The 22,789-nt window shown below is 62.7% G+C and carries 29 protein-coding genes and 1 tRNA gene; 18 read left to right on the top strand and 12 right to left on the bottom strand.

The window, feature by feature from the left end:
* The first annotated feature begins 99 nt into the window (after positions 1–99).
* The 5 genes from moaA to AC0CH3_RS02735 all read left to right on the top strand — a co-directional run bounded on the left by moaA (position 100) and on the right by AC0CH3_RS02735 (position 4,346).
* The gene (moaA, locus tag AC0CH3_RS02755) at positions 100–1,128 is read left to right on the top strand and encodes a GTP 3',8-cyclase MoaA (protein ID WP_354301788.1); all 1,029 of its coding nucleotides are present in this window, start codon (positions 100–102) and stop codon (positions 1,126–1,128) included.
* Positions 1,125–1,904 (top strand): NAD kinase, encoded by a 780-nt coding sequence (locus AC0CH3_RS02750; RefSeq protein WP_056015511.1) that lies wholly within the window; start codon positions 1,125–1,127, stop codon positions 1,902–1,904. Before moaA ends, AC0CH3_RS02750 begins: the two co-directional genes overlap by 4 nt.
* A gap of 75 nt (positions 1,905–1,979) precedes the next feature.
* A tRNA-Asn gene (locus AC0CH3_RS02745) sits at positions 1,980–2,054 on the top strand.
* A 158-nt stretch (positions 2,055–2,212) separates the two neighbouring features.
* A complete protein-coding gene (locus tag AC0CH3_RS02740) occupies positions 2,213–3,478 on the top strand; it encodes a tyrosine-type recombinase/integrase (RefSeq protein WP_465237547.1) in 1,266 nt (421 codons plus the stop codon).
* A 13-nt stretch (positions 3,479–3,491) separates the two neighbouring features.
* Positions 3,492–4,346, top strand: a complete 855-nt coding sequence (locus AC0CH3_RS02735; protein ID WP_465237619.1) for a helix-turn-helix domain-containing protein — start codon at positions 3,492–3,494, stop codon at positions 4,344–4,346.
* Between the two features lie 356 nt (positions 4,347–4,702).
* On the opposite strand, the gene AC0CH3_RS02730 is transcribed toward AC0CH3_RS02735, so the two are convergent.
* A complete protein-coding gene (locus tag AC0CH3_RS02730; RefSeq protein ID WP_465237546.1) occupies positions 4,703–5,938 on the bottom strand; it encodes a tyrosine-type recombinase/integrase in 1,236 nt (411 codons plus the stop codon).
* A gap of 32 nt (positions 5,939–5,970) precedes the next feature.
* Here AC0CH3_RS02730 and AC0CH3_RS02725 point away from each other — a divergent pair, with 32 nt between their 5' ends.
* The gene (locus tag AC0CH3_RS02725) at positions 5,971–6,540 is read left to right on the top strand and encodes a hypothetical protein (RefSeq protein WP_465237545.1); all 570 of its coding nucleotides are present in this window, start codon (positions 5,971–5,973) and stop codon (positions 6,538–6,540) included.
* A gap of 247 nt (positions 6,541–6,787) precedes the next feature.
* The gene (locus AC0CH3_RS02720; protein ID WP_465237544.1) at positions 6,788–7,285 is read left to right on the top strand and encodes a hypothetical protein; all 498 of its coding nucleotides are present in this window, start codon (positions 6,788–6,790) and stop codon (positions 7,283–7,285) included.
* 1,139 nt (positions 7,286–8,424) lie between these two features.
* On the opposite strand, the gene AC0CH3_RS02715 is transcribed toward AC0CH3_RS02720, so the two are convergent.
* Together AC0CH3_RS02715 and AC0CH3_RS02710 are read right to left on the bottom strand one after the other, a co-directional pair.
* The gene (locus AC0CH3_RS02715; protein ID WP_465237543.1) at positions 8,425–9,183 is read right to left on the bottom strand and encodes a DNA adenine methylase; all 759 of its coding nucleotides are present in this window, start codon (positions 9,181–9,183) and stop codon (positions 8,425–8,427) included.
* Between the two features lie 398 nt (positions 9,184–9,581).
* On the bottom strand, positions 9,582–9,800 hold the full coding sequence (locus tag AC0CH3_RS02710; RefSeq protein WP_465237542.1) for a hypothetical protein: 219 nt from the start codon (positions 9,798–9,800) through the stop codon (positions 9,582–9,584).
* A 61-nt stretch (positions 9,801–9,861) separates the two neighbouring features.
* Between AC0CH3_RS02710 and AC0CH3_RS02705 the strand changes: the two genes are divergently transcribed.
* From AC0CH3_RS02705 to AC0CH3_RS02690, 4 genes are all read left to right on the top strand, one after another.
* The gene (locus AC0CH3_RS02705) at positions 9,862–10,044 is read left to right on the top strand and encodes a hypothetical protein (RefSeq protein WP_465237541.1); all 183 of its coding nucleotides are present in this window, start codon (positions 9,862–9,864) and stop codon (positions 10,042–10,044) included.
* A gap of 100 nt (positions 10,045–10,144) precedes the next feature.
* Positions 10,145–10,954: a hypothetical protein gene (locus tag AC0CH3_RS02700; protein WP_465237540.1), complete on the top strand. Its 810-nt coding sequence runs from the start codon at positions 10,145–10,147 to the stop codon at positions 10,952–10,954.
* Positions 10,951–11,379, top strand: a complete 429-nt coding sequence (locus AC0CH3_RS02695) for a hypothetical protein (RefSeq protein ID WP_465237539.1) — start codon at positions 10,951–10,953, stop codon at positions 11,377–11,379. The genes AC0CH3_RS02700 and AC0CH3_RS02695 overlap by 4 nt, the downstream gene beginning before the upstream one ends.
* Before the next feature lie 79 nt (positions 11,380–11,458).
* Positions 11,459–11,716, top strand: coding sequence for a phage terminase large subunit family protein (locus AC0CH3_RS02690; protein WP_465237538.1), 258 nt, complete (start codon positions 11,459–11,461; stop codon positions 11,714–11,716).
* Between the two features lie 432 nt (positions 11,717–12,148).
* On the opposite strand, the gene AC0CH3_RS02685 is transcribed toward AC0CH3_RS02690, so the two are convergent.
* The 8 genes from AC0CH3_RS02685 to AC0CH3_RS02650 form a co-directional block, all read right to left on the bottom strand.
* Positions 12,149–12,337 (bottom strand): hypothetical protein, encoded by a 189-nt coding sequence (locus AC0CH3_RS02685; RefSeq protein ID WP_465237537.1) that lies wholly within the window; start codon positions 12,335–12,337, stop codon positions 12,149–12,151.
* Between the two features lie 111 nt (positions 12,338–12,448).
* Positions 12,449–13,123: a hypothetical protein gene (locus AC0CH3_RS02680; protein ID WP_465237536.1), complete on the bottom strand. Its 675-nt coding sequence runs from the start codon at positions 13,121–13,123 to the stop codon at positions 12,449–12,451.
* Positions 13,120–13,758 carry a DUF3164 family protein gene (locus tag AC0CH3_RS02675; protein WP_465237535.1) on the bottom strand — a complete coding sequence of 213 codons (639 nt, stop codon included), beginning with the start codon at positions 13,756–13,758 and terminating at the stop codon, positions 13,120–13,122. Before AC0CH3_RS02675 ends, AC0CH3_RS02680 begins: the two co-directional genes overlap by 4 nt.
* A complete protein-coding gene (locus AC0CH3_RS02670; protein WP_465237534.1) occupies positions 13,755–13,985 on the bottom strand; it encodes a hypothetical protein in 231 nt (76 codons plus the stop codon). The genes AC0CH3_RS02675 and AC0CH3_RS02670 overlap by 4 nt, the downstream gene beginning before the upstream one ends.
* Positions 13,986–13,996: 11 nt before the next feature.
* A complete protein-coding gene (locus AC0CH3_RS02665; protein ID WP_465237533.1) occupies positions 13,997–14,428 on the bottom strand; it encodes a hypothetical protein in 432 nt (143 codons plus the stop codon).
* Between the two features lie 38 nt (positions 14,429–14,466).
* Positions 14,467–14,640, bottom strand: coding sequence for a hypothetical protein (locus AC0CH3_RS02660; RefSeq protein WP_465237532.1), 174 nt, complete (start codon positions 14,638–14,640; stop codon positions 14,467–14,469).
* 37 nt (positions 14,641–14,677) lie between these two features.
* Entirely contained in the window at positions 14,678–14,917 is a 240-nt protein-coding gene (locus tag AC0CH3_RS02655; protein WP_465237531.1) for a hypothetical protein, read from the bottom strand.
* A 97-nt stretch (positions 14,918–15,014) separates the two neighbouring features.
* Positions 15,015–15,752, bottom strand: a complete 738-nt coding sequence (locus AC0CH3_RS02650) for a Crp/Fnr family transcriptional regulator (protein WP_465237530.1) — start codon at positions 15,750–15,752, stop codon at positions 15,015–15,017.
* Positions 15,753–16,166: 414 nt separating this feature from the next.
* Between AC0CH3_RS02650 and AC0CH3_RS02645 the strand changes: the two genes are divergently transcribed.
* The 7 genes from AC0CH3_RS02645 (at position 16,167) to AC0CH3_RS02615 (ending at position 20,653) form a co-directional block, all read left to right on the top strand.
* Entirely contained in the window at positions 16,167–17,003 is an 837-nt protein-coding gene (locus AC0CH3_RS02645) for an aspartyl protease family protein (RefSeq protein ID WP_465237529.1), read from the top strand.
* A 216-nt stretch (positions 17,004–17,219) separates the two neighbouring features.
* The gene (locus tag AC0CH3_RS02640) at positions 17,220–17,471 is read left to right on the top strand and encodes a DUF6894 family protein (RefSeq protein ID WP_465237528.1); all 252 of its coding nucleotides are present in this window, start codon (positions 17,220–17,222) and stop codon (positions 17,469–17,471) included.
* A 421-nt stretch (positions 17,472–17,892) separates the two neighbouring features.
* Positions 17,893–18,444 (top strand): hypothetical protein, encoded by a 552-nt coding sequence (locus AC0CH3_RS02635; RefSeq protein WP_465237527.1) that lies wholly within the window; start codon positions 17,893–17,895, stop codon positions 18,442–18,444.
* A gap of 417 nt (positions 18,445–18,861) precedes the next feature.
* Positions 18,862–19,293, top strand: a complete 432-nt coding sequence (locus tag AC0CH3_RS02630; RefSeq protein WP_465237526.1) for a hypothetical protein — start codon at positions 18,862–18,864, stop codon at positions 19,291–19,293.
* A gap of 93 nt (positions 19,294–19,386) precedes the next feature.
* Positions 19,387–19,815: a helix-turn-helix domain-containing protein gene (locus tag AC0CH3_RS02625; protein WP_465237525.1), complete on the top strand. Its 429-nt coding sequence runs from the start codon at positions 19,387–19,389 to the stop codon at positions 19,813–19,815.
* Positions 19,815–20,024, top strand: a complete 210-nt coding sequence (locus AC0CH3_RS02620) for a helix-turn-helix transcriptional regulator (protein WP_465237524.1) — start codon at positions 19,815–19,817, stop codon at positions 20,022–20,024. Before AC0CH3_RS02625 ends, AC0CH3_RS02620 begins: the two co-directional genes overlap by 1 nt.
* 347 nt (positions 20,025–20,371) lie before the next feature.
* Positions 20,372–20,653, top strand: a complete 282-nt coding sequence (locus tag AC0CH3_RS02615; protein WP_056015513.1) for a hypothetical protein — start codon at positions 20,372–20,374, stop codon at positions 20,651–20,653.
* A gap of 125 nt (positions 20,654–20,778) precedes the next feature.
* Here the strand turns inward: AC0CH3_RS02615 and AC0CH3_RS02610 are convergent, their stop codons facing one another.
* Positions 20,779–22,656: a methyl-accepting chemotaxis protein gene (locus tag AC0CH3_RS02610; RefSeq protein ID WP_465237523.1), complete on the bottom strand. Its 1,878-nt coding sequence runs from the start codon at positions 22,654–22,656 to the stop codon at positions 20,779–20,781.
* Positions 22,657–22,789 lie beyond the last annotated feature (133 nt).

The raw sequence follows: 22,789 nt of genomic DNA, 5'->3' as shown, positions 1-22,789 counted from the left end.
GCGGCAGGTCTCATCCCCGAGAGCCTAGCCCTCGCATCGCCTGCCGCCAATCCTGGAACGCACTTGTCGCCCGCGACGGCAGCACCTAGCTCTGTGTCGATGGCGACCGACACCAATCTCGAAACTCCGTCGGCGCTCGGTCGTCCGCTGATCGACCGCCACCAGCGGACCATCCGCTATCTCCGGATCTCGGTCACGGACCGCTGCGATCTCCGTTGTCGCTATTGCATGTCGGAAAAGATGACCTTCCTCCCGCGCAGCAAGTTGCTGAGCCTCGAGGAGATCGCAATCATCGCCGAGCGCTTCATTGCGCGCGGCGTGACGAAGATCCGGCTCTCGGGCGGCGAGCCGCTCGTCCGGCGCGACGTTGGCGAACTCGTCACCCGGCTTGGCGGCAATATCGGTCGCGGGCTCGAAGAACTCACGATGACCACCAACGGGACGCGGCTCGCCGAACACGCCGAGGCGATCGTCGATGCCGGCATCCGCCGCGTCAACGTCAGCATGGACAGCCGCGACCCCGACCGGTTCCGCTACATCACGCGTCATGGCGACGTCGATCAGGTGATCGGCGGCATCATGGCGGCACGCGATGCGGGTCTCGCGATCAAGATCAACATGGTCGCGCTCAAGGGATTCAACGAGGACGAGATCGCCCCGATGCTCGCCTGGTGTCGCGACGAAGGGTTCGACCTGTCCCTGATCGAGACAATGCCGCTTGGCGCCATCGATGAGGATCGCACCGATCGCTTCCTCCCGCTGACGACGGTGTTCGAACAGCTCGGGACGCAGTTCACGCTGGCACGCGACGCGCACAAGACGGGCGGTCCCGCCCGTTATTGGAACGTCGACGGTTCGCAGACGCGGCTCGGGCTCATCTCGCCATTGACCGCGAACTTCTGCGACGGATGCAACCGCGTCCGGCTGACGACCGAGGGCAAGCTCTACATGTGCCTCGGCCATGACGATCAGGTCGATCTGAAGGCAGCGCTCCGCGACGGCGGGATCGCCGGTCTCGATACCGCGATCGACGCCGGGCTCTATGCAAAGCCCAAGCGCCACGACTTCCGTATCGGTCAGGGCGAGGGTCCCGCGGTCGCGCGTCACATGAGCGTCACCGGCGGATGACGCATTACGCGCGCCGGGCGCTGGTCGTATCCTCGACGCCCCAGGCGCGCGAAGCCGCGGCGCAGCTGACCGATCTCGGCGACTGGGTCGGCGAGGACGAGGCCGACGTCGTCATCGCGCTCGGCGGTGACGGGTTCATGCTCCAGACGCTGCACGCGATGCTTGAGCGTCGCAAGCCGGCGGTGCCCGTGTTCGGGATGAACCTCGGCACCGTCGGGTTCCTGATGAACGAATGGCGCCACCACGGCCTCGACGACCGCTTGTCGCGTGCCAAGCCGTTCAAGGTCACGCCGCTCAGCATGACCGCGGTCGGGATCGACGGGCGCACGCACACGCTGCCCGCGATCAACGAAGTGTCGCTGCTTCGCGAGACGCGCCAGACCGCCAAGCTCGAGGTTACCGTCAACGACCGCGTCGTGCTGCCGGAGCTCGCCTGCGACGGCATCCTCGTCGCCACCCCCGCAGGTTCCACCGCGTACAATTTCTCCGCGCAGGGGCCGATCCTGCCCTTGGGCTCGGGGATGGTCGCGCTGACGCCGATCAGCCCGTTCCGCCCACGTCGCTGGCGCGGGGCGATCCTGCCCGACAAGGCGCGGATCCGCATCCGCGTGCTCAACCCCGGCAAGCGCCCCGTCTCGGCCGTCGCCGACCAGCGCGAGATCCGCGACGTCGCGCAGGTCGACATCTGCATGGACCGCGCGCGCGAGCTCACCCTGCTGTTCGATCCCGAGCACGCGCTCGACGACCGCATCACGATGGAGCAGTTCGCAGCCTAGCCTTTTTCTGGTTTTTCGCGACAAACCGGGTTGCATCGTCCGACTGGCCGTTTATAGAGCCGCCTCCGGCAACGTTCCCTGATAGCTCAGCGGTAGAGCTCTCGACTGTTAATCGAGTGGCCGTAGGTTCGAATCCTACTCAGGGAGCCATTTCCTCGTTCGCGGGGGTGCCGAGAAGGCCGCGACGGCTTGCAAGCCCGCGGAAATCCTCACATTTGAAGTTCACGGCGGTTCGGCGCCGACCGGGGGCATCCAGCCTCAAGCGGGGGCACTTTGGGGACACCGATTTTCAGAGCTAGGGGCACCGCGTGCTGACCGACACAAAGTGTCGAAATGCGCGGAAGGCCGAGAAGCCTCAGAAACTTTCCGACGCGCACGGTCTGTATCTCTACGTCACGCCGACCGGGTTCAAATCCTGGCGGATGAAGTATCGGTTCGGCAACAAGGAAAAGCGGCTGACGTTCGGTGGATATCCGGAGGTCTCCCTGCAGGACGCCCGAGAACTGCGGAACGCTGCGCGACTACTGCTCCGGTCCGGGATCGACCCAGCGATCGAGCGGAAGCAGCGCGAGGCGACGATCGCATCCGAATCGCTCCGCCTGTTCGAGCCGATCGCCAGGGCGTGGCACGATTCGCAGAAATCTACCTGGTCGCCGCGATATGCATCGAAGGCGCTGGCGAGCATGGAGAAGGACGTCTTTCCCTCGCTCGGCAACGTACCGATTGGCTCGATCACCGTGCCGATGGTCCTGAAAACGCTTCGAGCGGTCGAGGAACGCGCGGCGATCGAAACGGCGCACCGCTTGCGCCAGCATATGTCGGAGATCTTCCTCTATGCCATCGGAGCTGGTCTGACCGAGTCGGATCCCGCGCATGTCGTGAAACCAGCGCTGCTGCCTATGACGAAGGGACGGCGACCAGCAGTTCGGCTCGCGAGCGAGGCGACCGCGGTCCTTGGAAGGGTCGAGGCTATGGACGCATTCCCCGCGACCAAGCTAGCCTCACGACTACTCGCGCTGACGGCAGCACGCCCTGGCGTGGTCCGGATGGCGGCGCCGCAGGAGTTCGAGGGGCTCGATTCGACGACGCCGCTGTGGCGCGTGCCGGCGGAAAAGATGAAGCTGACGGTCGAGCGCAAGAACGACGCGGACTTCGAGTTCGTTATCCCGCTGTCAACGCAGGCGGTGGAGGTCGTTCGTGCAGCGTTGCTGCGATTCGGGAGTGGGCCCCTGCTCTTCCCCAGCGTCCGGAGTCCGAAGAACCCGCTGAGCGACAACACGCTGTCCAAGCTATATCGGGACGCCGGCCAGCGCGGCCGCCACGTTCCCCATGGCTGGCGAGCTACGTTCTCGACGGTAATGAACGAGCTGGCGGCGGTAGACGACCGCACTGGCGATCGCGGCGTGATCGATCTGATGCTGGCCCACGTTCCCGCGGGAATGTCGGCGTCGGAAGCCGCGTACAATCGAGCGATGTATATGCCGCGACGACGCGCGATCGCACAGGCGTGGGCGGACCTGCTGATCGTCGATCTTCAGTCAGCTCAACAACTAGCGGAGCGCACCGCGCAGTAGCAGGTGCAGCGTGATGCGCCGCTCAGACGGTGCCCCAACCGCGCAGGCTGTCCACAACCTGATCCGCGGCACTGGCGCGAGGTTCGCCGAGAAGTCGCGCGGGACGGATCATGGCGAGGGCCGCAAGGTCCCGCGGCGGAACAGCTACGACGTCGACGACAAGCGAGCCCAGCCCTGGAAGAAGGTTGGCGACGGATCGCATGCGCAGGCCGTGATCCACCGCGAGGCGCTGATCAAAACCGCCAAGGAGCAGCGCCGGACGGATTGGGAGCGCTTGCCCAACCGTCGCCTCCGCGAGATCCGCGAGCAGCGCGACGCGCTCGCGGCCGAACTGGCGGCGCTCACCGCGCAGGGGCAGGCCCCCATTGGTCGACCGGCGACGATCCGGCACGAGATTGAACGGCTCGACGCGACGATCGCGCGCGCCGATGTCAGGCTCACCCGCATCGACATCGCCGTCCTCGATGCGTTGCTTGAGCGGATCGACCACGCCACCGGCGCGCTGTTCCCATCGTACGAGACGATTGCCGAATGGGCAGTCTGCAGCCGCAACGCGGCGATCGAGGCCATCGCGCGCCTGAAGACCCGCGGCTTCATCGATTGGGTTCGGCGGAGCATCCGGACGAACAACGAAGGCGAGTTTGCCCCCCAGCGCGAGCAGACGTCGAACGCCTATTATTTCGACCACCGGCGCAGCATGGAGCGCGGGACCTGGCAGCGGTACATGCAGATCTTGGTGGCCAAGCTTCGCCGCCTGGGGGCCGTCCCTGCCGCCCTAGCGCCCGACGCGCCGCGCGAAGTCCAATACGCGCCGCTGCGTGAAGCCCTCGCGAGCGCGGCTTCTTCGTTCGACAACGCGAGTACATGAAATGTGCTCTATCCTGCATTCAGACATAATGAATAAGGAACGTCTCCGCTGAACGCGGAGCCGGCGTTGATTTGATATTCCCCCAGAGCCGAAACGGCATGCCTCAAGGACCCGACCGCCAAGACCCGGCTGTCGGAACGAGGCGGCTTGCGCCGCCCCGGGCTGTCGGTGGGGGAGTGAAACGAAAATCCGTCAACCTCTCAGGCGGCGCGAACGCGGAGAGGTAGGCGCGATCGTCCGCCAATTGGCCGATCGGCCGTGGCCGATCTTTCTACCCTGAAACACCTCGCAGTGCGCACGGTCCCCCTACGCGGTGTCCGGCAGGCCACCCTTCTCGACTTTACCCCCCCCGGGGGTCAGGCGACCGCCACTGCCGCCGCCGCGCGCGCGGCGCCCGCGCCGTCGAGCTCGTCCGCCCATGCCTGGAACAACCGCCGCCGGCGGGCGAGCTGCTCGCTCCGATCGTACGCGGCCGCGACCTTGTCCTTCGGCGAATGCGCGAGCGCGCGATCGATCGGGGTATGCTCGCCCGGGCACAGCTCGTTGAGGATCGTCGCGAACGTTGCGCGCCATCCATGGGGAACATGGCGGCCGCCGAACCCGGCGCGCGAATAGAGCGCGCCGATCGCCGCCTCCCCGATCGCCTTTTCCCCAACGCCGACAGGAAAGATCAGATCTGACGGGCGTCGGTGCGGAAAGATCGAAACGACAACGCGCAGCAGCTGTACCGCTTGGCGCGATAACGGCACGATGTGATCGTTCTTGGCATCGAGCTTCTTCGCTGCCGCGAGCTTCATGCGCGCCGCCGGCACCCGCCACAGCGGCGCCGGGCCATCGAGATCCTCGATCTCGTCCCATCGGGCGCCCCGTACCGCCGCCAGTCGGACGGCCGTCAGCGCGAGGAAGCGCGACGCCAGCCGCACGACCGGCGCGACGTCGACCAGCTCGGCCGCGGCGAGCAGTGCGCGAGCGTCCACGATCTCGAGCAGCGCGGGGTGATGGCGTGCCGGCGCCGGTGGCGTGAGCGCCTTGGCGACGATCGCCGCAGGATCCTGGTCGACGAGATCCTCGGCCATGGCAAAGCCGAACACCGCCGAGATCCGCTGCCGCACGCGACGCGCGGTCTCGAGGCTACCGCGCTCCTCGATGACGCGCAGCGCGTTCAGGATCACCGGCACGGTGATGGCGCCGATCGGCATCTCGCCGATCGCCGGAAAGACGTCGCGCTCGAGCGTGCGAAGGACGTCGCCGGCATGCACGTCCGTCCAGCGCCGGCGCATGTGGGCATGCCATTGGCGCGCGACGTTCTCAAAAGCACGTGCCGCGCCGACCTGCGCGAGTTCGACCACACGCGGATCCTCGCCGCGGCCGAGCTGCGCGCGCACCTGGTCGCAACGGACGCGGGCATCATTGAGCGACACTTCAGGAACGGCACCGATCGTTAGCAGCTGTTCCTTGCCGCTGAATCGGAAGCGCATGCGGAAGGACTTCCGACCGGTAGGCGCGACGTAAAGATGCAAGCCGCCCTGGTCGAATAGCTTGTATGCAGCCGTGCGCGGCCGCGCGGCTTTCACCGCAGCGTTTGTGAGCATAGTATCCTCGGAATTTGTAAGCGGGGCTAACGATGTTTGAAGTGCGAGGCCGGCCACTGCGACGATCGGAGCGTATTGAAATTCGTGTTGCACACGAAGCTCGTCGGCAGGAGGCTTTGGAGGCTGAAATCGCCATAGCGAAGGCGGCCATTGAAGAACGTCAGGTGAAGATTGCCGAACTCAAGGATCAAATGTCCGAAATCGATACTCGTCGGAATGTACTTGAGACGCAGATGAGTCGTATGATTGCTGTCACACAAAAAGTAGCCGACCGTGATCAGCAGACCGTTGCCACCTTAGCAGCTTGGCTATTGACCTCATCTCTGGCCGCCAACCTAGCCGGACTATGGGCTTTAATTAGCGACAAAAGCACAGACAAAAATTCTCTTTTCTGGGCTATGATATGGTTTGCTCTTGGCGTCCTGACGTCATTTGTTGCCGGAACCGTTCGTTTAGCTATTGCCTCGCGAAATTGGACAGCGATGATTCGTACTTTAGGGCGTGCAGCGGCAACCGGTGACGGATTCAAGAAAACGAGCCCTGCAATCGAGGGGAATAAAGTAGACGCAGCGATCATCGCATTGACAGCTATTCCAATCTGACTTTTTATCACTGGTTCTATAGTGATAGTCTGCGCGCGTCTGTCATAAGGCTACGACACGCGCTGCGGAATGCGGGTATCATTCGCTCAGCTTGAAAGAGGCTGTTCTGGTCAAGCGGTTCCGCCATAGCGTGGGGTAGCATTAATTCTGCTTTTGGTTACTTATAATGACTTGTCTATCCACTTGATGGAGCAGGAAACGGGGCGGAATGGCGGACGAACAAAGAGGCGCGCGGCGACCTAAGACTGTGATCGAATGGGCCACGTGGTGGCAACGTCCGTTTGCTCCGCTACCAAAACAGATCAATTGGAGTGGTCCAAACTGTTGGATCGCGGCCATTTTGCTATTGGCCGCCCTTTCGACAAATATTCCGCTCAAGGCAAAATATTTTGGCTTGCTCGATCGCACTCAACTGTTCTGCGGGCTATCCTATTTGGCCGCGTTACTGACGCGCCGCGTGGCGGCTAGCTTCGCCAGTGCAGTAGAAGGCTTTGAGCCCGCTACGTCGGTCGAAGCAAAGAGGGCGAACGAGCAGATCAAGCTAACCGCAACGCTTATTAACGGTGCTGCTGGCGCCGCAGTCAGTATATTTGCGCTTGCCGAGCTTATCCAGCCTCACCCCAGTTACCTTCAGATTATCGCCGCGGTTGGAGCCGCAGTTTGGGTGCACAGCGGTGCGCGTTCGCTGATTGGTTTGCTGAAAGACGAGGTCATCACTTTATCAAAACCAAACCTCGCTAGCTAATTGCGGCGGAGGTGACCTCCACCGCTGGCACGGTTTTGTAGGCTTCTCGATGGCGACTATACCCCGCGGTTGGTGCGCGACACCCCGGCGATATGTTATGGCAATGACGCGACAGATTGCCTCCGCAGGTAGTAGGTTGGCCTTAACACAATCGATTTACGGGCTGCGGTGCTTTTGCTTTCTATTAGGTATTCCTTCCAATCATGACAGACCCGACAACGCCATCAACGGCTCGAACTGAGGGGCTGGCGGCGGGCAAGGCGCTGGAAGGGCGGCTTGAACAATGCCCATACGATGAGGCTCAAAACCCAGTTCTACGAGCGATCTGGCAAAATGCCTTTGTGACTGCGCGCCTCTACGGCGACGAATGATCGAGCGGGCGCGGCAGAAAACAGAGTCAATCCGTCTCAATACGGGACGCCGCTAGGTGATTAATTAGTAAGAGTATTTGCGATTAGCCCACACTGCCGTAACAGCTCGCCCTTCAAATAATGGCGAGGGTTCTGTGTGCCTTACGAGCAGCCTGAAGACGATTTCGAAAAATTAGCATTGGACGAACTCAAGGCCGCTGCGTCCGCCGAAACCATAGACCAGCGCCGAGCTCATTTAGACCAAGCGGCCGTATACGCCGCCCTTGGCGAGCGCAGTCGGAAGTCGGACAGCTCGTCGGCTCGCTAAGCCACGGCGCAGGTTTCCTCCGCCGCCTCGAATGTAATTGGATAAGCGCATGCGATGCCGCTGCTTCAGATCAGCATGATTGGGTATAAATTCCATCACATGTCTGATGGACCTACTATCGACTAGCCTAGGAGGCATCAGTTAAGTGAGCGGTATGCTATCGAAGCCCCCGATTTCGCCGGATGAGCTGCGCACCCGTCTGAACGAGCTGGTCGAGCAAGCGGATCAATTGAAGTTGTATGCTGTCGCCGCGATGCTTGACTTAGCGGTAAGCCAAATCCCAACAGACACGCAGCGCGAGGTGTAGCGGCAGAGATGCCCTCCGCCGCCAACGCGGTTTTCTGCGGCTTTCCGCGTCGGCATACCCCGCTTTTCGGCGCTCGATACCCCCGGCGCTGGCGATCGATCAGGTAACTGAAAGCACGCGGCCCGGGGTTTTCCGAGTCAAAGCACGAAGTCGGTCAGGCCGCCTTGTTGCGAATGATCAGCTCGGTGACCTTCGCGCCGGCGCCGGTCGCTACCGCCCCGATCGTCCAGGTCGTCTCGACTTCCTGGATGTCGAAGGCAGCGAATGCCTGGCGGATGAACGGCGTGTCGTTGATTGACATGATGAAGCTGCCGGCAATCGTCGCGAGCTGCGCAGCCATCGCGAGATAGTCGTCGCGGCCGAACTCGACGCCATAGCCGGTCGTTTCGTCATAGGGCGGATCCAGATAGAACAGCGCGCCGGCGTGATCGTACCGCCGAATGACCTCGGCATAGGTCAGCTGCTCGACCTGAACAGGCTCGAGGCGCCGGCTGAGCAAGCGCAGCTCGGCGCGAAGCTTGCCGAGGTTGAACCGCGACGGCGACTTCCGGTCGACGCCGTAGTGCCGACCGATAATCTTGCCTCCGAATGCCAGGCGCTGAAGGTAGAGGAAGCGGACCGCACGCTCGACGTCGGTCAACGTGGTCGGGTCGATCGACCGCTGCCGTTCGAATTCCGCCCGACTGGCGATCATCCAGCGCAGCTCTTTCACGAACGGCTCGTAGTGCCGGCGCACCACGCGAAAGAGGTTGGCGACGTCGCCAGACAAGTCGTTGATGATCTCGACATTCGGCCGGCGTGATCGACGCAGGAAGACGCCACCCATGCCGACGAACGGCTCGATATAGGCCTTGTGCGGGGTGGCATCGATCAGCGCGCACAGGCGCGTGGCGAGGTTGCGCTTGCCGCCCATGTACGGTGCGGGCGGGCGAGCGGTGATGGTGGCATGCATAGTGGTGGTGTGACCTTCATGACGAGGCACGGGCTACGCGCGCCATGATGGCCGCCGATCGACGCGATCGGCGGGGCCCCGGCCGGTCGGCCGTGGGATGGATGGTGCGACGATCGTCGCGAAACTGTTTGGAGGGTCGCTACGCGGCTGACCCACCGGACGGACCGGGTGGTTAGCCGCGCAGGATCCCGGGGAACTACGCCCCGCGTGTTTCCCCGAAGGGTCTTCTATTCCGCGGGCCACCCGGCGAACCGGAACCCGGGGATCAATCCGCGCGCGCGGACCGGTCATTGCGGCTAAGCTCGGACCGGTGCGGTATCTATGCCACGCGGGTCCGAACCGAGCAATCGGCGCTCGAGCTACTTGGCGATCTCGTACCAGGTGCCGCCCGTCGAGCGCAGCGTTGTACCGGTGGCGAGCTTGAATTGCTTCGCCTTCACCGCGCCGAGCTTCACCAGGCCGTCGCCGTCCTTGTCGAGCAGCACCTCGCCGGCGTCGAACCCGCGCGACACCGCCATGACCGGCGTGTTGATCGCATAGCTCTTGGCATCCCGGGTGCAGTTCTTGCCCCAGGTCACCCGGGCAGCCTTACCGCCCCACTGGAGTAGCGTGCCGGCCGGGACCGCGAGGAAGCATTCCTTGACCGTGATCGAGACCGCGTACGTGTTCTCGATGCGCAGCACCGGCGCCGTGGTCTTGCTGCTGACGACCAGGCGGTCGATCGTGACGTTCTGCGGTGCCTTGGCGTTCAGCCAGACATGCGCGCCCGACGGATCCTTGCTGATCAGCGTGGTCGCCGTGATGTCGTTCCAGAATCGATAATTGCGGCCATTGCGCTCGGCCGTCAGATCCTCGAGGCGGGCCTGCCCCTTCAGGTCGAAGCCCCCATCACTGTTGTCCGTCGAGACGTCACGCCGATACCGTGAACAACAAATGGGTGGCGACGTATCACTGGCGCGGTTCGGGCGACCTCAACCGCATCGGCATGATGTCTGGGCCGCTTGTTGCGCCTGTGGCATCGACACCACTCAACCCGAACATCGCAGATCTGACCGAAGAGCGGTTCGAGCTGCGCAACGCCGCATCCCGGCCCGCGGCCCTGACCACGGCCGGGTTTGGCACGCAGACCGGCAGCCCGACGATCAGCTTCAATGCCCAGGGCATGCAGGCGCGGGTCTATGGCGGCGCGACGGCCGACAGCGAGGCCAACATCTATTACGATGCCGGCATCGTTCCGTCCGACTTCTCCGTCGTCGATTTCTATGTCGAGTCCGTGAAGGAAGAAAACGGCAACGCCGCGCGCAAGCTGTTCGTCGGGTTCGCTACCCAGAAGGCGGTATCGATCAGCGCACAGACCGACGCGATCTATGTGTCGAACGTCGTGCAGTCGGCCGGCGCGATCCCAGCGGCCGGCTCGGCCGCAGCGACGGGCTACTCGCATATCTTCCAGGGCGGCGTCGATAAGGCGCGGGCGTCCGTCGTCTACCCGGGCTTCGGCGTTGGCTCGGGGCTGGCCGAATTCACCCGTTCCTTTGGCGTCAGGCTCTACCCCAAACTGAACCGCATCATGTGGCTCGACGAGGCTGGGGTGGAGATGGAGGAATTCGACCCGCCAGTCGGCTGGGATTGGTCGAAGCGCCTGTACCCGTTCATCTCGCTCATGACGACGTCGAGCGGGACCATCAACAGCTACACCCGCATGGGTGCAATCATCGTGAGGCGCAAAGCATGACCCGTCACCGTTACATCGCATTTGCCGCTCTGATGTTCGCTGCCCCCGCGCTTGCCGGTCCCGCCCGACCGCTCAAGCCGGGGACGGTCATCACAAAGGCCGAGAACCTGACCAGCTATCGCTACATCGATGCGCTGGCCGAGGCGAACGGCCTGCGCATGGATGGCTTCACCCTCCGCTATGGTCGCGCCGGCATTCGCTTGCGCGGCGACGCGCACGACGTCGTGATCCGCAACGGCGCGATGACGACCAAGGGCATCACGTCGGGCAGCGACCTGCCGGTCGGGATCGACATTGGCGGCACCGTGCACGACGTCCTGGTCGAGGGCGTGACCGCCAGCGGGCACCGGATGGTCTACATCCCCAAGAAGTACACCAACGGCGACGGCTTCAGTCAGGAAGAGAAGGTCTACCGCGTGACCTAAGGCGCGCGGGTTTGCGCTCCGGGAACCGAGGGTCCCAGAGGAGGATGGTCTTCATCGCCGAATTCCTTGTTAGTTCGGAGTGGGGCAGCCTGGCGGCGTCGGGTGGACCGAGATCATCAACAACATCGCCGGCTATTTCATCGACCAGGATCCGGCGCCGATCATGGTGATGCAGCCGACGCTGGAGATGGCGGAGGGCTGGTCGACCGACCGCCTGGCGCCGATGGTGCGCGAGGCTGCCCCATGCAGCCAGGAATTCGCCGAGCGTCGCGCCGTCTGGCGGCATCTCGCCCTTTGTTCGCAGGTCCGAAATCCACCGGCTCGACTTGCCAAATAACGCGGCGACTTCACCGAGCGTCGGCCTGTAACCCGCCAAATCCATGGGTTTTCACTCCAATGATGATGAAGTGACGATTTTGCCTGTAGCTAGGAAACACATGCGCCATCGGCCCCCGCATACCGATCTGGTCCGGGAGGACCCAAAGGGTGGGGGTGGTGGTAGGTCCGATCCGGTCCGGTCGGGCTCCGAGGGGGGGCGATCGGTCCGGTCCGGTCCCGATCCGTCACCGGTCGGGCGGTGTCTCGCGGGGGCCGACAAGAACGTCGCACCACCGATCGGCGTTCGTCTGACCTCGTGGGGGCAGCGCCGCCTGCGCGCGCGCCGTGGGGGAGTCAGCCTGCCGCGCTATCACGATGGCGAACAAAGGCTGAAGGCGGCGGAAGTTGGTGGTCAGCACGCCGTTGATCAGGAGGGCGCCCACCGGGCTGGTCAGCGGCGGAAGCCGCGGCCGCGGACGATCGCGCGGACGTCGCCGGCGACGGTCTCGATCTCGTCGCGCAGGCGATCGACGGCCGAGTGAGCGCGCTGCGGCGTCTCGGCCAGGTCGGCGAGGAGGAAGAGCTGATCGCCGGCGTCGCGCAGCTGCTCGGCCACGGTGCGGGTCTGGGGTGCGGCCATAGCCACCTCCGGATGTTCGACATGCTTACGACTTCCTCCGCGACGGGTCGCGGGGAAATGATGGCGGGCGCGCAAGAGCCGAAGCTCCAGATCGTCTGTCCCGAAGGCCGCTTAAGCGGCGAGGCCCAATGCGGCCGATGTGTCTGAGTCCGACAACGATAGCCGCCATCCCTCAATTTTCCATGAATGCGAGCCGAAGCGCACCCAGGCATGAATGCCGTCACTGGTCTCGACCACGCCCGCTACGCCCGCCAGCGCTGGCATCTCCGACACCTCGACCTCGGTGCCGGGCTCGAAGGTCTTGCGCGTCGACCGTAGCGCTGCGCGCTGCTGCCGTTCCAGATCCTTGGTAGCGCGACGTCGCGCCGCCTCGGACTTAATAGCCGCGATGCGGATCTTCTCGCCCTCGGCATAGCTCTCGGCATCACGGATGGCCTGGTGCAGCGCGACCACCCGCGCCTCCTCCTCCCGAAGCCCCCTCACCTCGGCATCGCCGACGATCGGGACGCGCCCCCCGTAACGGAAGACTGAGAACGCGGGGTGCGGGCTGATCGACAGCGCGGCGATATCGCCCAGCGCTGCCAGGTCACGGTCGCTGGCGAACACGAACGTCGGCAGGATCGGGACCTCGGTCTCGATCAGCCGCGTCCCGCTGGGCGTCTTGGCGCGGAGCGTGCGGCGGATAGGCTTGGCTGGAGACCAGACGTCGAAGCCGGCCTCGCGCAAGGATCGCATCAGCGGTAGCGTCTGGCCACCACTGGTGCGCAGGATTGCCCACCGGGTCATGCCGAGGCCAAGTCGATCGTTACGGCCGACCAAGGCGCGTCACCCGCTGGCCGATCATAGAAGCGCACGTACTGGCGCGAGCCGATCGTGCGGATGGATTCGCGGATTGCCTCCATGGCGCGGATCCAGCGCGGCTCGTCGATGTTCACGCGCAGCAGCATGAACATCTCGGCCCGGTTGATCTGGCCTTCCTTGTCGACCTGGAACACGCGGTTCACAAGCGCTCGGATCTGCGCGCTGCCATCGGCCGCCCACTCCGTCAGGCACTCGTCAATCAACGCCTTTGCCGACAGCAATTCGGGGCCGAACTCGATCCGGTCCGCGACCTGAACCTGCACCTTCTCGCGGCCGTCGAACGTCGTGAGCGTGATGTTGCCCTTCGCGCCGCCCACCGTCGCGCCGTAATTTTGCAGGAACAGCGCCTGCAGATCGCCGACGCGCTCGAACGTCCGGATCTTGAAGTCCGCGATCAGCTTCGACACGGCACGCGCGTCCTCGAGGATGCTGCGCACGGTCTCATCCATGAGCAGATCGGCAGGCTTGACGGCCGACAGCGGCACGAGGCTGCCCTTCGCATCGCGCAGATACGGCTGGCCGTTGACCTCGATCGCGCCGGGATGGCTCGGCGCGCTCATGCAGCGATCGCCATGCCGCGAACATGCTGGCTCATGCCGGCGAGCTGGTCGGCGATGCGGCCGAGATCCACCGCGTCGAGGAACGACCGGATCTGGTTCTTTTCGAGGGCCATGCGATCGCCAGGCGCGGCATCGATCAGCGCATGCAGATGACTCTTGTCCATCGCCATGCGATCGCCGGGAGCCGCGTCAATCAGATCCCGCATGCTCTTCGTGTCGACCGCCATGGTACCTCCGCTCAGTGTGGGTCGGGCGGTAGCTCGATCAGGGGCAGCAACGGCAGGTGCTCAAATGTGGAGGGGGCCTCGAGCGCACCAAGCGCTTTGGAATGATGCCAGCCCTTCTGTCCGAGTGCTTCGTCGATCAGCTCGCGACAGCGCTGCAGATCACGGATGCGAATGCCCCGGCGCGACGCCGGCGGGCGCTCGATCACACCCAGCGCGACCAACTGGTTGACCAGCTGCCGCGCACGCGACTTGTCCACTTCCGGACGTAACGCCCGCCCGATCTCGCCGTAGCTCGGGCTGGTCCCCGAACGCTGGATGCGTTCGATGATGTAGGCCAGCGCTTCGATGCGACGAGGCGTAGCAGGTGACGAGCGAGCGTATGCCCCCATCGATTGTGAAACCCCGTATTCCCCCGGAGGGAACATAGGGTGAATCACGATCAATCGCTACAGTGCTTCGGGCCATGAAATACTGCTGTGACTTAGCCAGGCAGGGTGTCATTTTCTAAGAGATGGTCGAGGTGATCCAGGAGCTGAGCAGTCAGCGCTGCTGCGTCACGATCGAGGCGAATTTCCGTGGTCGAGAAATCGGTCAATTGCTGGCGTAGCTCTCTCGCAATTGAGGTCGCGCCGAACATCATGTCGAATTTATCCATGGTCTGCTTACAGTTAGCCGGAAGTCCCTCCACGGCGTTATTCGAAGGCTTCGAAAATATCGCGGATATGCACGTGCACGATCACAAGCGGAGCTAACGTATCAAAGTCATACCTTGCCGGTCGGTCGCTCGATACGACACCTTCTACAAGCTTGTTTTCTCCAGCGTCCTGTGTCGTTTTCGACATACGGAAAACAACGGACGAACCTGCTGGTGGAACACAGTCGGCTTCCCCGGAGTAAACCGTGGCGCTGCCAGACTCGAAGCGCAGAAGCATAGGCATCTCCCTTAATATGTTTTGCGGCGAAGACACCCTCCGCCACATCATTCGATAAACCAACTGATCCGAGATACAAAAAACGCCGCCCATATCACTAGATCGTCGGAGGCATGATTGCGGACAACCGGAGATGAGAAGGCTTAAAATCACCAGCTTCCTGCAAGGCGATCATGTCTTTGATCTTGTAATAACGGCCGTGGCGATGGATCAGTCCGTCTAATTCCAAACCGCGCAGCGTGCGATTAATATGTACGGCGGTCAAACCTAGAACGTCCGCAAGCTGATGCTGGGTGACGCCCATGTCGATTGTTTTGTTTTCCACCAAGCCTCTTCCCGTCATGCGTGCTGCATGTTCGCAGAGGAAGTGAGCGACGCGGGCTCCAGAGGGCCGGCGTGTCACATTCAAAAGCCAGTCACGACCGATGGATGCGTCAACGAGCAACGACGCCAATACGGCCGCACGGACGGCTGGCCGGTCGTTAAAAAGGGCCAGAGCAGCTTCTCTTGGTATAAGCGCTACTGTTGCGCCGGAAACTGCCGCGACCTCATAGTCGATATCGTTCAAGAACATCGCGGAGGTGTTCAAGGCGTCACCGGCAATGTTGACCGCCGAGATATGTCGATGACCGGATGATGTCAGCTTTTGCCTTAGTGAAAAGCCGTCCAGGAGAATGACTAATTCAATGTCCGCCTGACCTGGATAAGAAATCCGTTTATTGTTGACGATCGCTCGGGTTTCGAACGGCAGGGCTAGTATAGCCTCACGGTCGTTTGCATCGATTTGGGCGTATGTGCTGAGTTGCGTCGCGAAGGGTGCGAGATCGTACGGCACGAGCCATCCTTTGCCCATATAGGCTTACTGTAACCTGGAGCGCCCCTTAACGCAGATTACTGGCGCGTCAACTCGTCTTAGCTTAGATTATTAAACTGTATTGCTATTGGTTACAGAAATTTGCCGTATGGCGGCGGAGGAGAGACCCTCCACCGCAAGCGATCAATCCGGAAGATAACCGGGGTTTGTGCGACGCGTATGGCACAATGTACCCCAGCGATACCCCAGTCAGGCCACGCTCTATGCCCTGCGCCATCGCAAATGGATCACAGCCCCACCACTCGTCCGCTTGCGCATGAACGATACGGCGAACCTTACGATTGCGACATCGAGCGGTTGGTGCTCAATTGCGATCTCACGCTAATGACGAGGGCGTGGTCGGACCGGACGGGCTGGCACGCTAGGGGATGCTAAATGAAAAAGCTGGTGATGCTGAGCGCGCTTCTTGGCGCGCTCTCAGCCGCCTCAGCGCCAAGCGCTGAAGAGGCGATTCCGCTGGCGATCTATCAAGGCAAGCAGTTCACGGTCGAGGCTACGGTAGCTGGAAAGCCGCGCACTTTCCTGTTCGACACCGGTGAAGGGGTGACCATGATCAACCCAGCGCTGGCCCGCGAAGCCGGCTGCGAGCCATGGGGCAACATCGCCGGATTCCGCATGACGGGCGATCGCATCGATACCAAGCGATGCGACGGCGTCGCGTTCAATATGGGTCGGCGCCGATACGTTGCGCCGTCGGTGATGGTCTACGACTTGGGGGAGATCACAGGTAAAGACGCGCCGCCATTAAGTGGCGCGATCGGCCTCGACCTATTTGCCGGGCGCACGATCACGCTGGATTTGCCGCATCGGCGCGTGGTGGTGGAAACACCCGCCTCGCTTCGGGCAAGGCTGCGCGACGCAACTGAGGTGCCGTTGCGGCTAGTGCAGGGCGATGCCGGGGGTTTGGACGTAAACCTGGGCGTCACTACTGTGAAGGGGTTTGCTTGGATGGAGTTGGATACCGGCAACGCTGGTCCGACGATCTTCGTATCGCAGGCGATGGCGCCGCTGTTCGGCCTCAATCCCGAGACGCGGGAGCCGCAGGACGTGGTCGCGCGGCTTGGCACGACCGTGCTGAAAACGCGGGCCCGAGTGTTTCCCAACATGATCATGGACGGCAACATTGGCATGCAGCTTGTGCGCGAGCGCGCCATCACGCTTGACCTGAAAGAAGGTCGCGCATGGTTGGCGCCGGTAGCAGCGAGGCGCTGACGTGCGCCAGCGGCGGCGGAGGAGACACGCTCCGCCGCGACCAGCTCAAGCCAACGGAAAGCGCCCCCTTTTTTGCACGGTAAGTGCCGACGTTCGTTACTGATACGTCCCGTGGAGGATGCGACGGAACCAAAACGGCTAGGCGTTCGCTACTAGAGCATCGCTTTCGAAAGCGACTGAGAGACTCAGTGCTCCCGCTTTATTTCGGGAGTTGAAATGTCGATTTACTTTTTTGAAATAGCCGACGCTAACCCACCGATCCCCTGCGTGGGTGAGAACCTTGCATCTCTCGATGATGCCCGACGTTTTGCGCTAAAATATGCTGCTGCGCTTCTATGCGAGCAGAAAGAACCGTTTTGGAATGGCGATGAGTGGTCAATGACGGTAACAGACGCGAACCGGCTAAACCTATTCACGCTAATGATATATTCGACTGCCGCACCTGCAACATTAAAGCTTGCACACTAGATCGGCTGGGTTTCGAAGTGTGTTACTAAGTGGAACCCGCGCTGATCGTAGATACCAGTGCAGCCGCCCGGGATGCACGTAGACTTGGCGGAATTTAGCGCAACGCATTAGCAGATCCTCGCGCTAGTATGCGCCGAACCGTAGCCGGCACGATTTTGCGGACATAAACATCTCTAGAAGACCGATCCGCTCGCTCTCTTCTAGACGTTTCACATTCGTGCGGCGGAGGACCCCTCCGCCGCCGCCGATACAACCCCGCAGATAACCACGGTTTATGCGCAGCCTATGGCGCGATGTACCCCAGCGATACCCCAGTCAGGCAGGGCGGCATGTCCAGCCCGATCAATAATGGACCATCTGTTCGCGCACGTCCGCTTTCGCCCAATTGCGGACATCGGCTTAGGTATGGCAACATCGGTAAATGCTCCAGCTACTCGCCATTCTTTTGCAGGCCTTGCCGTCCCCACCCGTGCCAGCACCGCCGGCCGACAGCCTTGCGGCAGCCATCCAGCTGTGGGCGGACCATCCACCGGAAGAATTTACGAAGCAGCAGGCGATTGATAGCGCCGTGGCGGAAGCAACGAGGCAAGCCCTCCTCATGGTTGGCATGCAGCCGAGCCCGAAGTTGTCGGTGACCAAGATCTATCTGGGTGCATACGACAGATTAAAGCCGCTGATCGCCCGCCAGGTGCCCGTGAACCGAAGCCAGCTGGACACTGCGGTTGCGGCATGTGCGGTGGACGGGATAGCGCGACGGCTATCAACTTCTGAGATAGCGGAGGTTCGGAAATCTCTCTCGACCGCAGCTGGGCAGAAATTCTGGGAGGCGGCAGGGATCACAGATCGGCCGCTGGAAGGCTGCTATCAAGCTGCCCTCAATCTCAAGCCGGTAGCTGCCGACTATCTCGCCGCCGGCTTGCGTCCGCCAACGCCGCCCAAGCCGCTGAAGCAGGACATGTCGATCGTCTACTGACAGATCGGGAACGACCGCTAACCACCATTCTGGACGTTCCAAAGCCGGTCACATCGAATGACCGCTGACGCCCAAAGTCGGTCATTCGAGGCTTGTCCCGCCGATCCCCAAAGCCGCCGTTCGTGATGCGAAAATCAAAAGTTTTGCATCAAGTTTAATCGCTAGCGCTGGCTGCATTTCAGATCGATCGCACGCCGATCGAGGTCGCTGAGTGTTTCCCCGATCCTAGCGGATTCATTATCCCAGCAACGCTGCTTAGGCGTGCGATCGTCCCTCTGTTGGACGGGCACCACGTACACAGGATATGGAAAAACAGGCGTTTTGCTATCGGGGACGGCAGGCGCTGCCTGTTGAAACGATGAATACGCCTTTGACGTATCCTGTGCCTGCAAGGATGCGATCAGGGCCATTCCGAACGTGATTATCGTTGCCATCATCACCGCGTCTCCCCGTTGCCGAGCCGAGAGTTACCTCCGCGCGCTGTCGGATCCTGACAAACGCGACCGCCTGACGATCGAAGACGCGATCAAGCTTGACCTCGAATATCGCGCTGGCGGTCGCGAAGGCTACCCGTTGCTCGATACCTATGCCCGCATTGTCCAGGCGGCAGCAGACGCAAAGTTCGCCGAAGAGCATGCAACCGGTCGCTTAACTTACGACTTTGTCAAAGAGGCGGGCGAAGCGTCTTGCGCCTTGATCGCCGCCCAGCTTCCGGGTGCCACGCTGACCACCCTGCAGACAGCGCTGCATGAGGTCGAACAGGCTGACAATGCGTCGGCGACCGTCATCGCGCATCTGCAGGCGCGGATCCGCCGCGCGCGCGACGGCCCCAACCGACCGGACGGCTGACGCCGGCCATCCACTGACATCGCCGCCCAACTCGCCCGCCCGCTGATCACCGCGATCAACGGGGCGGAAAACTGCTGCCTGGGACTTTCTGCCATGCCCGACGAACGCCGATCTCTCACGAATATACTGACGCCGCCGGACCGCGTGATGACGCCTGGCGCCTATCTAAAATACCGGCGCACCGCTGCAGGCCTTGGCTTGCATGACGTCGCTGCGACCGTTGCGACTGAACCGCGCTTGGCCGAGCATGTTCGTGGCGCGTGGATCGAGCGTATAGAAGCGGACGTTGCACCAATGTCGCTCAACACGATCGTAGCACTTCGCCGTGCCTATCGCTTCGACCTCGACGTACTCGCGCAGCTCGCCGCCATCTCGATGCATTTGCGGGTTCAGCCCCCGCGCATCTGTCGAATTTGCGCCTGCAGCGATGCTGATCCGTGCCTAGGTAATCGTGGCCCGTGCTCATGGGTCAGTCCAGATCTCTGCAGCGCCTGCTTCACCCCCGGAAAAGGTGACCGCTGATGCCAGCCACCAATGTAGCTAGTGGAAGATACTTACGTCTGCCCGACGTGAAAGCCGAAACGGGCCTTGGCAAAACCTCGATCTATCACCTGATACGGGAAGGCGAGTTCCCCAAACCGGTGAAAATCTCGAGTCGCGCTGTCGCCTGGCGGGAGGGCGCGATCGAGGCCTGGAAGGCAGATCGCCAAGCCCTATCCGAACAAACCTAGCGCACAAATGGGGGCACTGACGGGGGCACTAAATGCCCCGTCATCCCAAATAATCCGTAAATTTCAGTGGGTTTAGCCATGCAGTTTATGACGTACTCAGGGAGCCATTTTTCGCCGACACACCCCCGATCAATATCTGCCCGTGCGTAATTGCGAAGACGCTCGGCCACCCGCCCGATGGGCCTTCCCACTCCAGCGATACTGGCTCGACCCGTGCGTTTCGGGCAGGAAGCCGACCCGTCGGGAACCCGGCTTATCGTATTGGGTTATTGATCGCGGTTACTTTTTGCATCCAAGGTCGTTCAACGACCGCGGCCTCTATGGCTGCCCTTATCGGGAGACTATATATGATGAAGACTTTGATCCTCGGCGTGAGCGCACTGTCCATGACCGCCCTGCCCGTCGCGGCAAACGCTGCGACCGCAGCTCCTGCAGGCGCGAATGCCGCTCGTGCGTTGTCCGTTTCCCCCGCGGTCCGTGCGGGTACGTCGACGTCCAAGTCCAGCAAGCTCGCCGGGCTGCAGGGTGCCAGCATCGCACCGATCGTGATCGGTGTCGGCATTCTCGCGGGCGTCACGTATCTCATCATCGACAATGAGAACGACAACGACCGTTCCGACAGCAACTAAGATGGTGGGCCGAGGATAGTCTCGGCCCATTTTTCTTGTGCGCACTGCACGGGCATCGTGATCGGTGGTGCGGCACAGGCGGTATCACCTTGTGATACTCTACTCCGCGGTCGATCATGGTCCCGTCAGAACGATGACCATTCCTCTCCCGCGTCTGCCATCTCCCGTTGGAACGTAGTTGCAACACTGCCCTGCCCGTTCGCCGAACGCGGCCTCGGAGTGACGGTCGAGACCGGGCGATCCGATACCACCGCGCTGCGGCGTGATGGCTCGCCGATCCTGAACCTCGCGGCCTGATCCGATAGTCCCGCGACCTCCGTGGTGAGGTTGCGCGCGGCGGCGGACGTCTGCTCGACCATCGCTGCATTCTGTTGCGTCGCGCGGTCCATCGCGCCCACCGCTGCGCTCACCTCGGTGATCGCCGAGGACTGCGCCTGGTTGTCGGTCGCGATGTTCGCGAGCAGCGCATGGACTTCGCCGACATCGCTCGCGATCGCCGACAGCGCGCCGTCGACGCGCTGCACATGTTCGACCGCTGTCCCGATATCCGTCTGCGTTGCGGTCAGCTGCTGGCGCGCACGCCCCGCTTCCTCCTCCGCGCGCATCGCGAGCGCGGACACCAGGTCCGCGACGACCGCGAACCCGCGTCCCGCCTCACCCGCTCGCCCCGCCTCGACCGCCGCGTTCATCGCAAGGACGCGTGTCTGGAACGCGATCTTGTCGAGCCCTTCGATCACGCTGTCGATACCCTTGGCGCTGTCGCTAACGCGGGTCATCGCCTGGACCGCCTCGTCGGCGATGCCACGTCCCCCCGCGACCGTCGTGATCGCACCGTCCGCGCGCTCGACGGTCCGCTCGGCAGCCACCGCGGTCGCCTTGAGCCGCTGATCCATCTGCGCGATCGCCGCCGAGGTCTGCTCGAGGCTCGCCGCATTGCCCTCGGTGCGCCGCGCGAGGTCCTCGCTTGCGTGCGCGATCTCGTCGGAACCGGTGCGGATCATCGTCGCGCTGTCGGCGACCGACCCGATCAGCGACCGAAGCCCGACCAGCGCGCTGTTGAAATTGTCCTTGAGCCCGGTGAAGGGCGCGTGGAGATCCGCAACGATCTCCGCGGTCAGATCGCCCTGCGCTAGCGCGGTCAGCCCGGTCCCGAGACTGTCGACGATCAAGTGCGCCTGCGCCTGCTTCGATGCCTCGGCGGCCTGCAGCTGGTCGCGGAACGCGAGCATCGCCTTGGCCATGTCGCCCAGTTCGTCGCCGCGCCCGGCGCCTGCGACCTCCGCCTTGAGATTGCCGCCGGCCAGCGCGCGCATCGTGGTCGCCAGCGTGACCATCGGGTCGACGACGCGCCGGATGGCGAGCACGACCACGAGCAGCGTCCCGGCGACCCCCGCGAGCAGCGTGATGACGAGCACGATCATCGCGATCCTGCCCATCCGTTCGGCCGCCACCACCGCACGCGCGCTGTTCGCCTCGATCGCGTTGGTCGCCTCGGCCATCGACACTTCCAGCTTGCGGAATTCACCGAAGAACGCGGGCAGCATCCGTCTGGCCCGCGCCGGATTCTCGTCGATCTTCGCCATGATGGCCGTCGCGGAGGCGACATATCCCGCCATCGGCGCGCCGAGTTTCGCGGTCAACGCAGAGACCTCTGCCGCTCCCGTATAGTGCGTGTCAGCACCGATCGCGCGCTGCAGTTCGGCGCGGTGGGTCACGAAGTCCTTCATGACGTCGTCGTGTCGGAGCGGGCTGTCCGGTTCCGCCGCCTGGAACGCGGCCAGCACGTCGCTGCGGATCGCGTCGTGCATCATGTCCGCCTGTCCGTGGTTGACCAGCAGCGCGGCGGACTCGGTCTGCCGCTTGAGCGCGGCGGGCTGCATCCAGGCCGCGCCGATCCCCGTCCCGCCGCACAGGAGGATCAGCCCGACTAATATCCCCCCGGCGATGCGGATCGAGCGTCCCAGCGACATCGTACCCGCGTCGCTCTTGTACTTGCTCAACATTGTTTGGCGCCCATCCACAAAGGAGAAATTCACCATCCTATAATAGCCGGTATTGGCGCGGCTGGAGGATGATCGGTGGATATTGTCACGAGACGCCGCCTATTCGGTGCAGCCCTGCCCCTGGCATTGCTGT

This window comes from Sphingomonas sp. AC449, assembly GCF_979253475.1.
The sequence above is the reverse complement of the archived record's forward strand: the minus strand, read 5'-3'. Positions and strand labels throughout refer to the sequence as shown.

Bases quoted from the DNA above. Each gene is read 5' to 3' on its own strand.
- AC0CH3_RS02635 (WP_465237527.1), top strand. From the start codon at position 17,893: ATGCTCCAGCTACTCGCCATTCTTTTGCAGGCCTTGCCGTCCCCACCC.
- AC0CH3_RS02660 (WP_465237532.1), bottom strand. From the start codon at position 14,640: ATGGATAAATTCGACATGATGTTCGGCGCGACCTCAATTGCGAGAGAG.
- AC0CH3_RS02680 (WP_465237536.1), bottom strand. From the start codon at position 13,123: ATGACCCGGTGGGCAATCCTGCGCACCAGTGGTGGCCAGACGCTACCG.
- AC0CH3_RS02675 (WP_465237535.1), bottom strand. From the start codon at position 13,758: ATGAGCGCGCCGAGCCATCCCGGCGCGATCGAGGTCAACGGCCAGCCG.
- AC0CH3_RS02620 (WP_465237524.1), top strand. From the start codon at position 19,815: ATGCCAGCCACCAATGTAGCTAGTGGAAGATACTTACGTCTGCCCGAC.
- AC0CH3_RS02625 (WP_465237525.1), top strand. From the start codon at position 19,387: ATGCCCGACGAACGCCGATCTCTCACGAATATACTGACGCCGCCGGAC.
- AC0CH3_RS02610 (WP_465237523.1), bottom strand. From the start codon at position 22,656: ATGTTGAGCAAGTACAAGAGCGACGCGGGTACGATGTCGCTGGGACGC.
- AC0CH3_RS02725 (WP_465237545.1), top strand. From the start codon at position 5,971: ATGTTTGAAGTGCGAGGCCGGCCACTGCGACGATCGGAGCGTATTGAA.
- AC0CH3_RS02730 (WP_465237546.1), bottom strand. From the start codon at position 5,938: ATGCTCACAAACGCTGCGGTGAAAGCCGCGCGGCCGCGCACGGCTGCA.
- AC0CH3_RS02695 (WP_465237539.1), top strand. From the start codon at position 10,951: ATGACCCGTCACCGTTACATCGCATTTGCCGCTCTGATGTTCGCTGCC.
- AC0CH3_RS02615 (WP_056015513.1), top strand. From the start codon at position 20,372: ATGATGAAGACTTTGATCCTCGGCGTGAGCGCACTGTCCATGACCGCC.
- AC0CH3_RS02655 (WP_465237531.1), bottom strand. From the start codon at position 14,917: ATGCTTCTGCGCTTCGAGTCTGGCAGCGCCACGGTTTACTCCGGGGAA.
- AC0CH3_RS02750 (WP_056015511.1), top strand. From the start codon at position 1,125: ATGACGCATTACGCGCGCCGGGCGCTGGTCGTATCCTCGACGCCCCAG.
- AC0CH3_RS02670 (WP_465237534.1), bottom strand. From the start codon at position 13,985: ATGGCGGTCGACACGAAGAGCATGCGGGATCTGATTGACGCGGCTCCC.
- AC0CH3_RS02640 (WP_465237528.1), top strand. From the start codon at position 17,220: ATGTCGATTTACTTTTTTGAAATAGCCGACGCTAACCCACCGATCCCC.
- AC0CH3_RS02645 (WP_465237529.1), top strand. From the start codon at position 16,167: ATGAAAAAGCTGGTGATGCTGAGCGCGCTTCTTGGCGCGCTCTCAGCC.
- AC0CH3_RS02715 (WP_465237543.1), bottom strand. From the start codon at position 9,183: ATGGGCGGCAAGCGCAACCTCGCCACGCGCCTGTGCGCGCTGATCGAT.
- AC0CH3_RS02685 (WP_465237537.1), bottom strand. From the start codon at position 12,337: ATGGCCGCACCCCAGACCCGCACCGTGGCCGAGCAGCTGCGCGACGCC.
- moaA (WP_354301788.1), top strand. From the start codon at position 100: ATGGCGACCGACACCAATCTCGAAACTCCGTCGGCGCTCGGTCGTCCG.
- AC0CH3_RS02735 (WP_465237619.1), top strand. From the start codon at position 3,492: ATGCGCCGCTCAGACGGTGCCCCAACCGCGCAGGCTGTCCACAACCTG.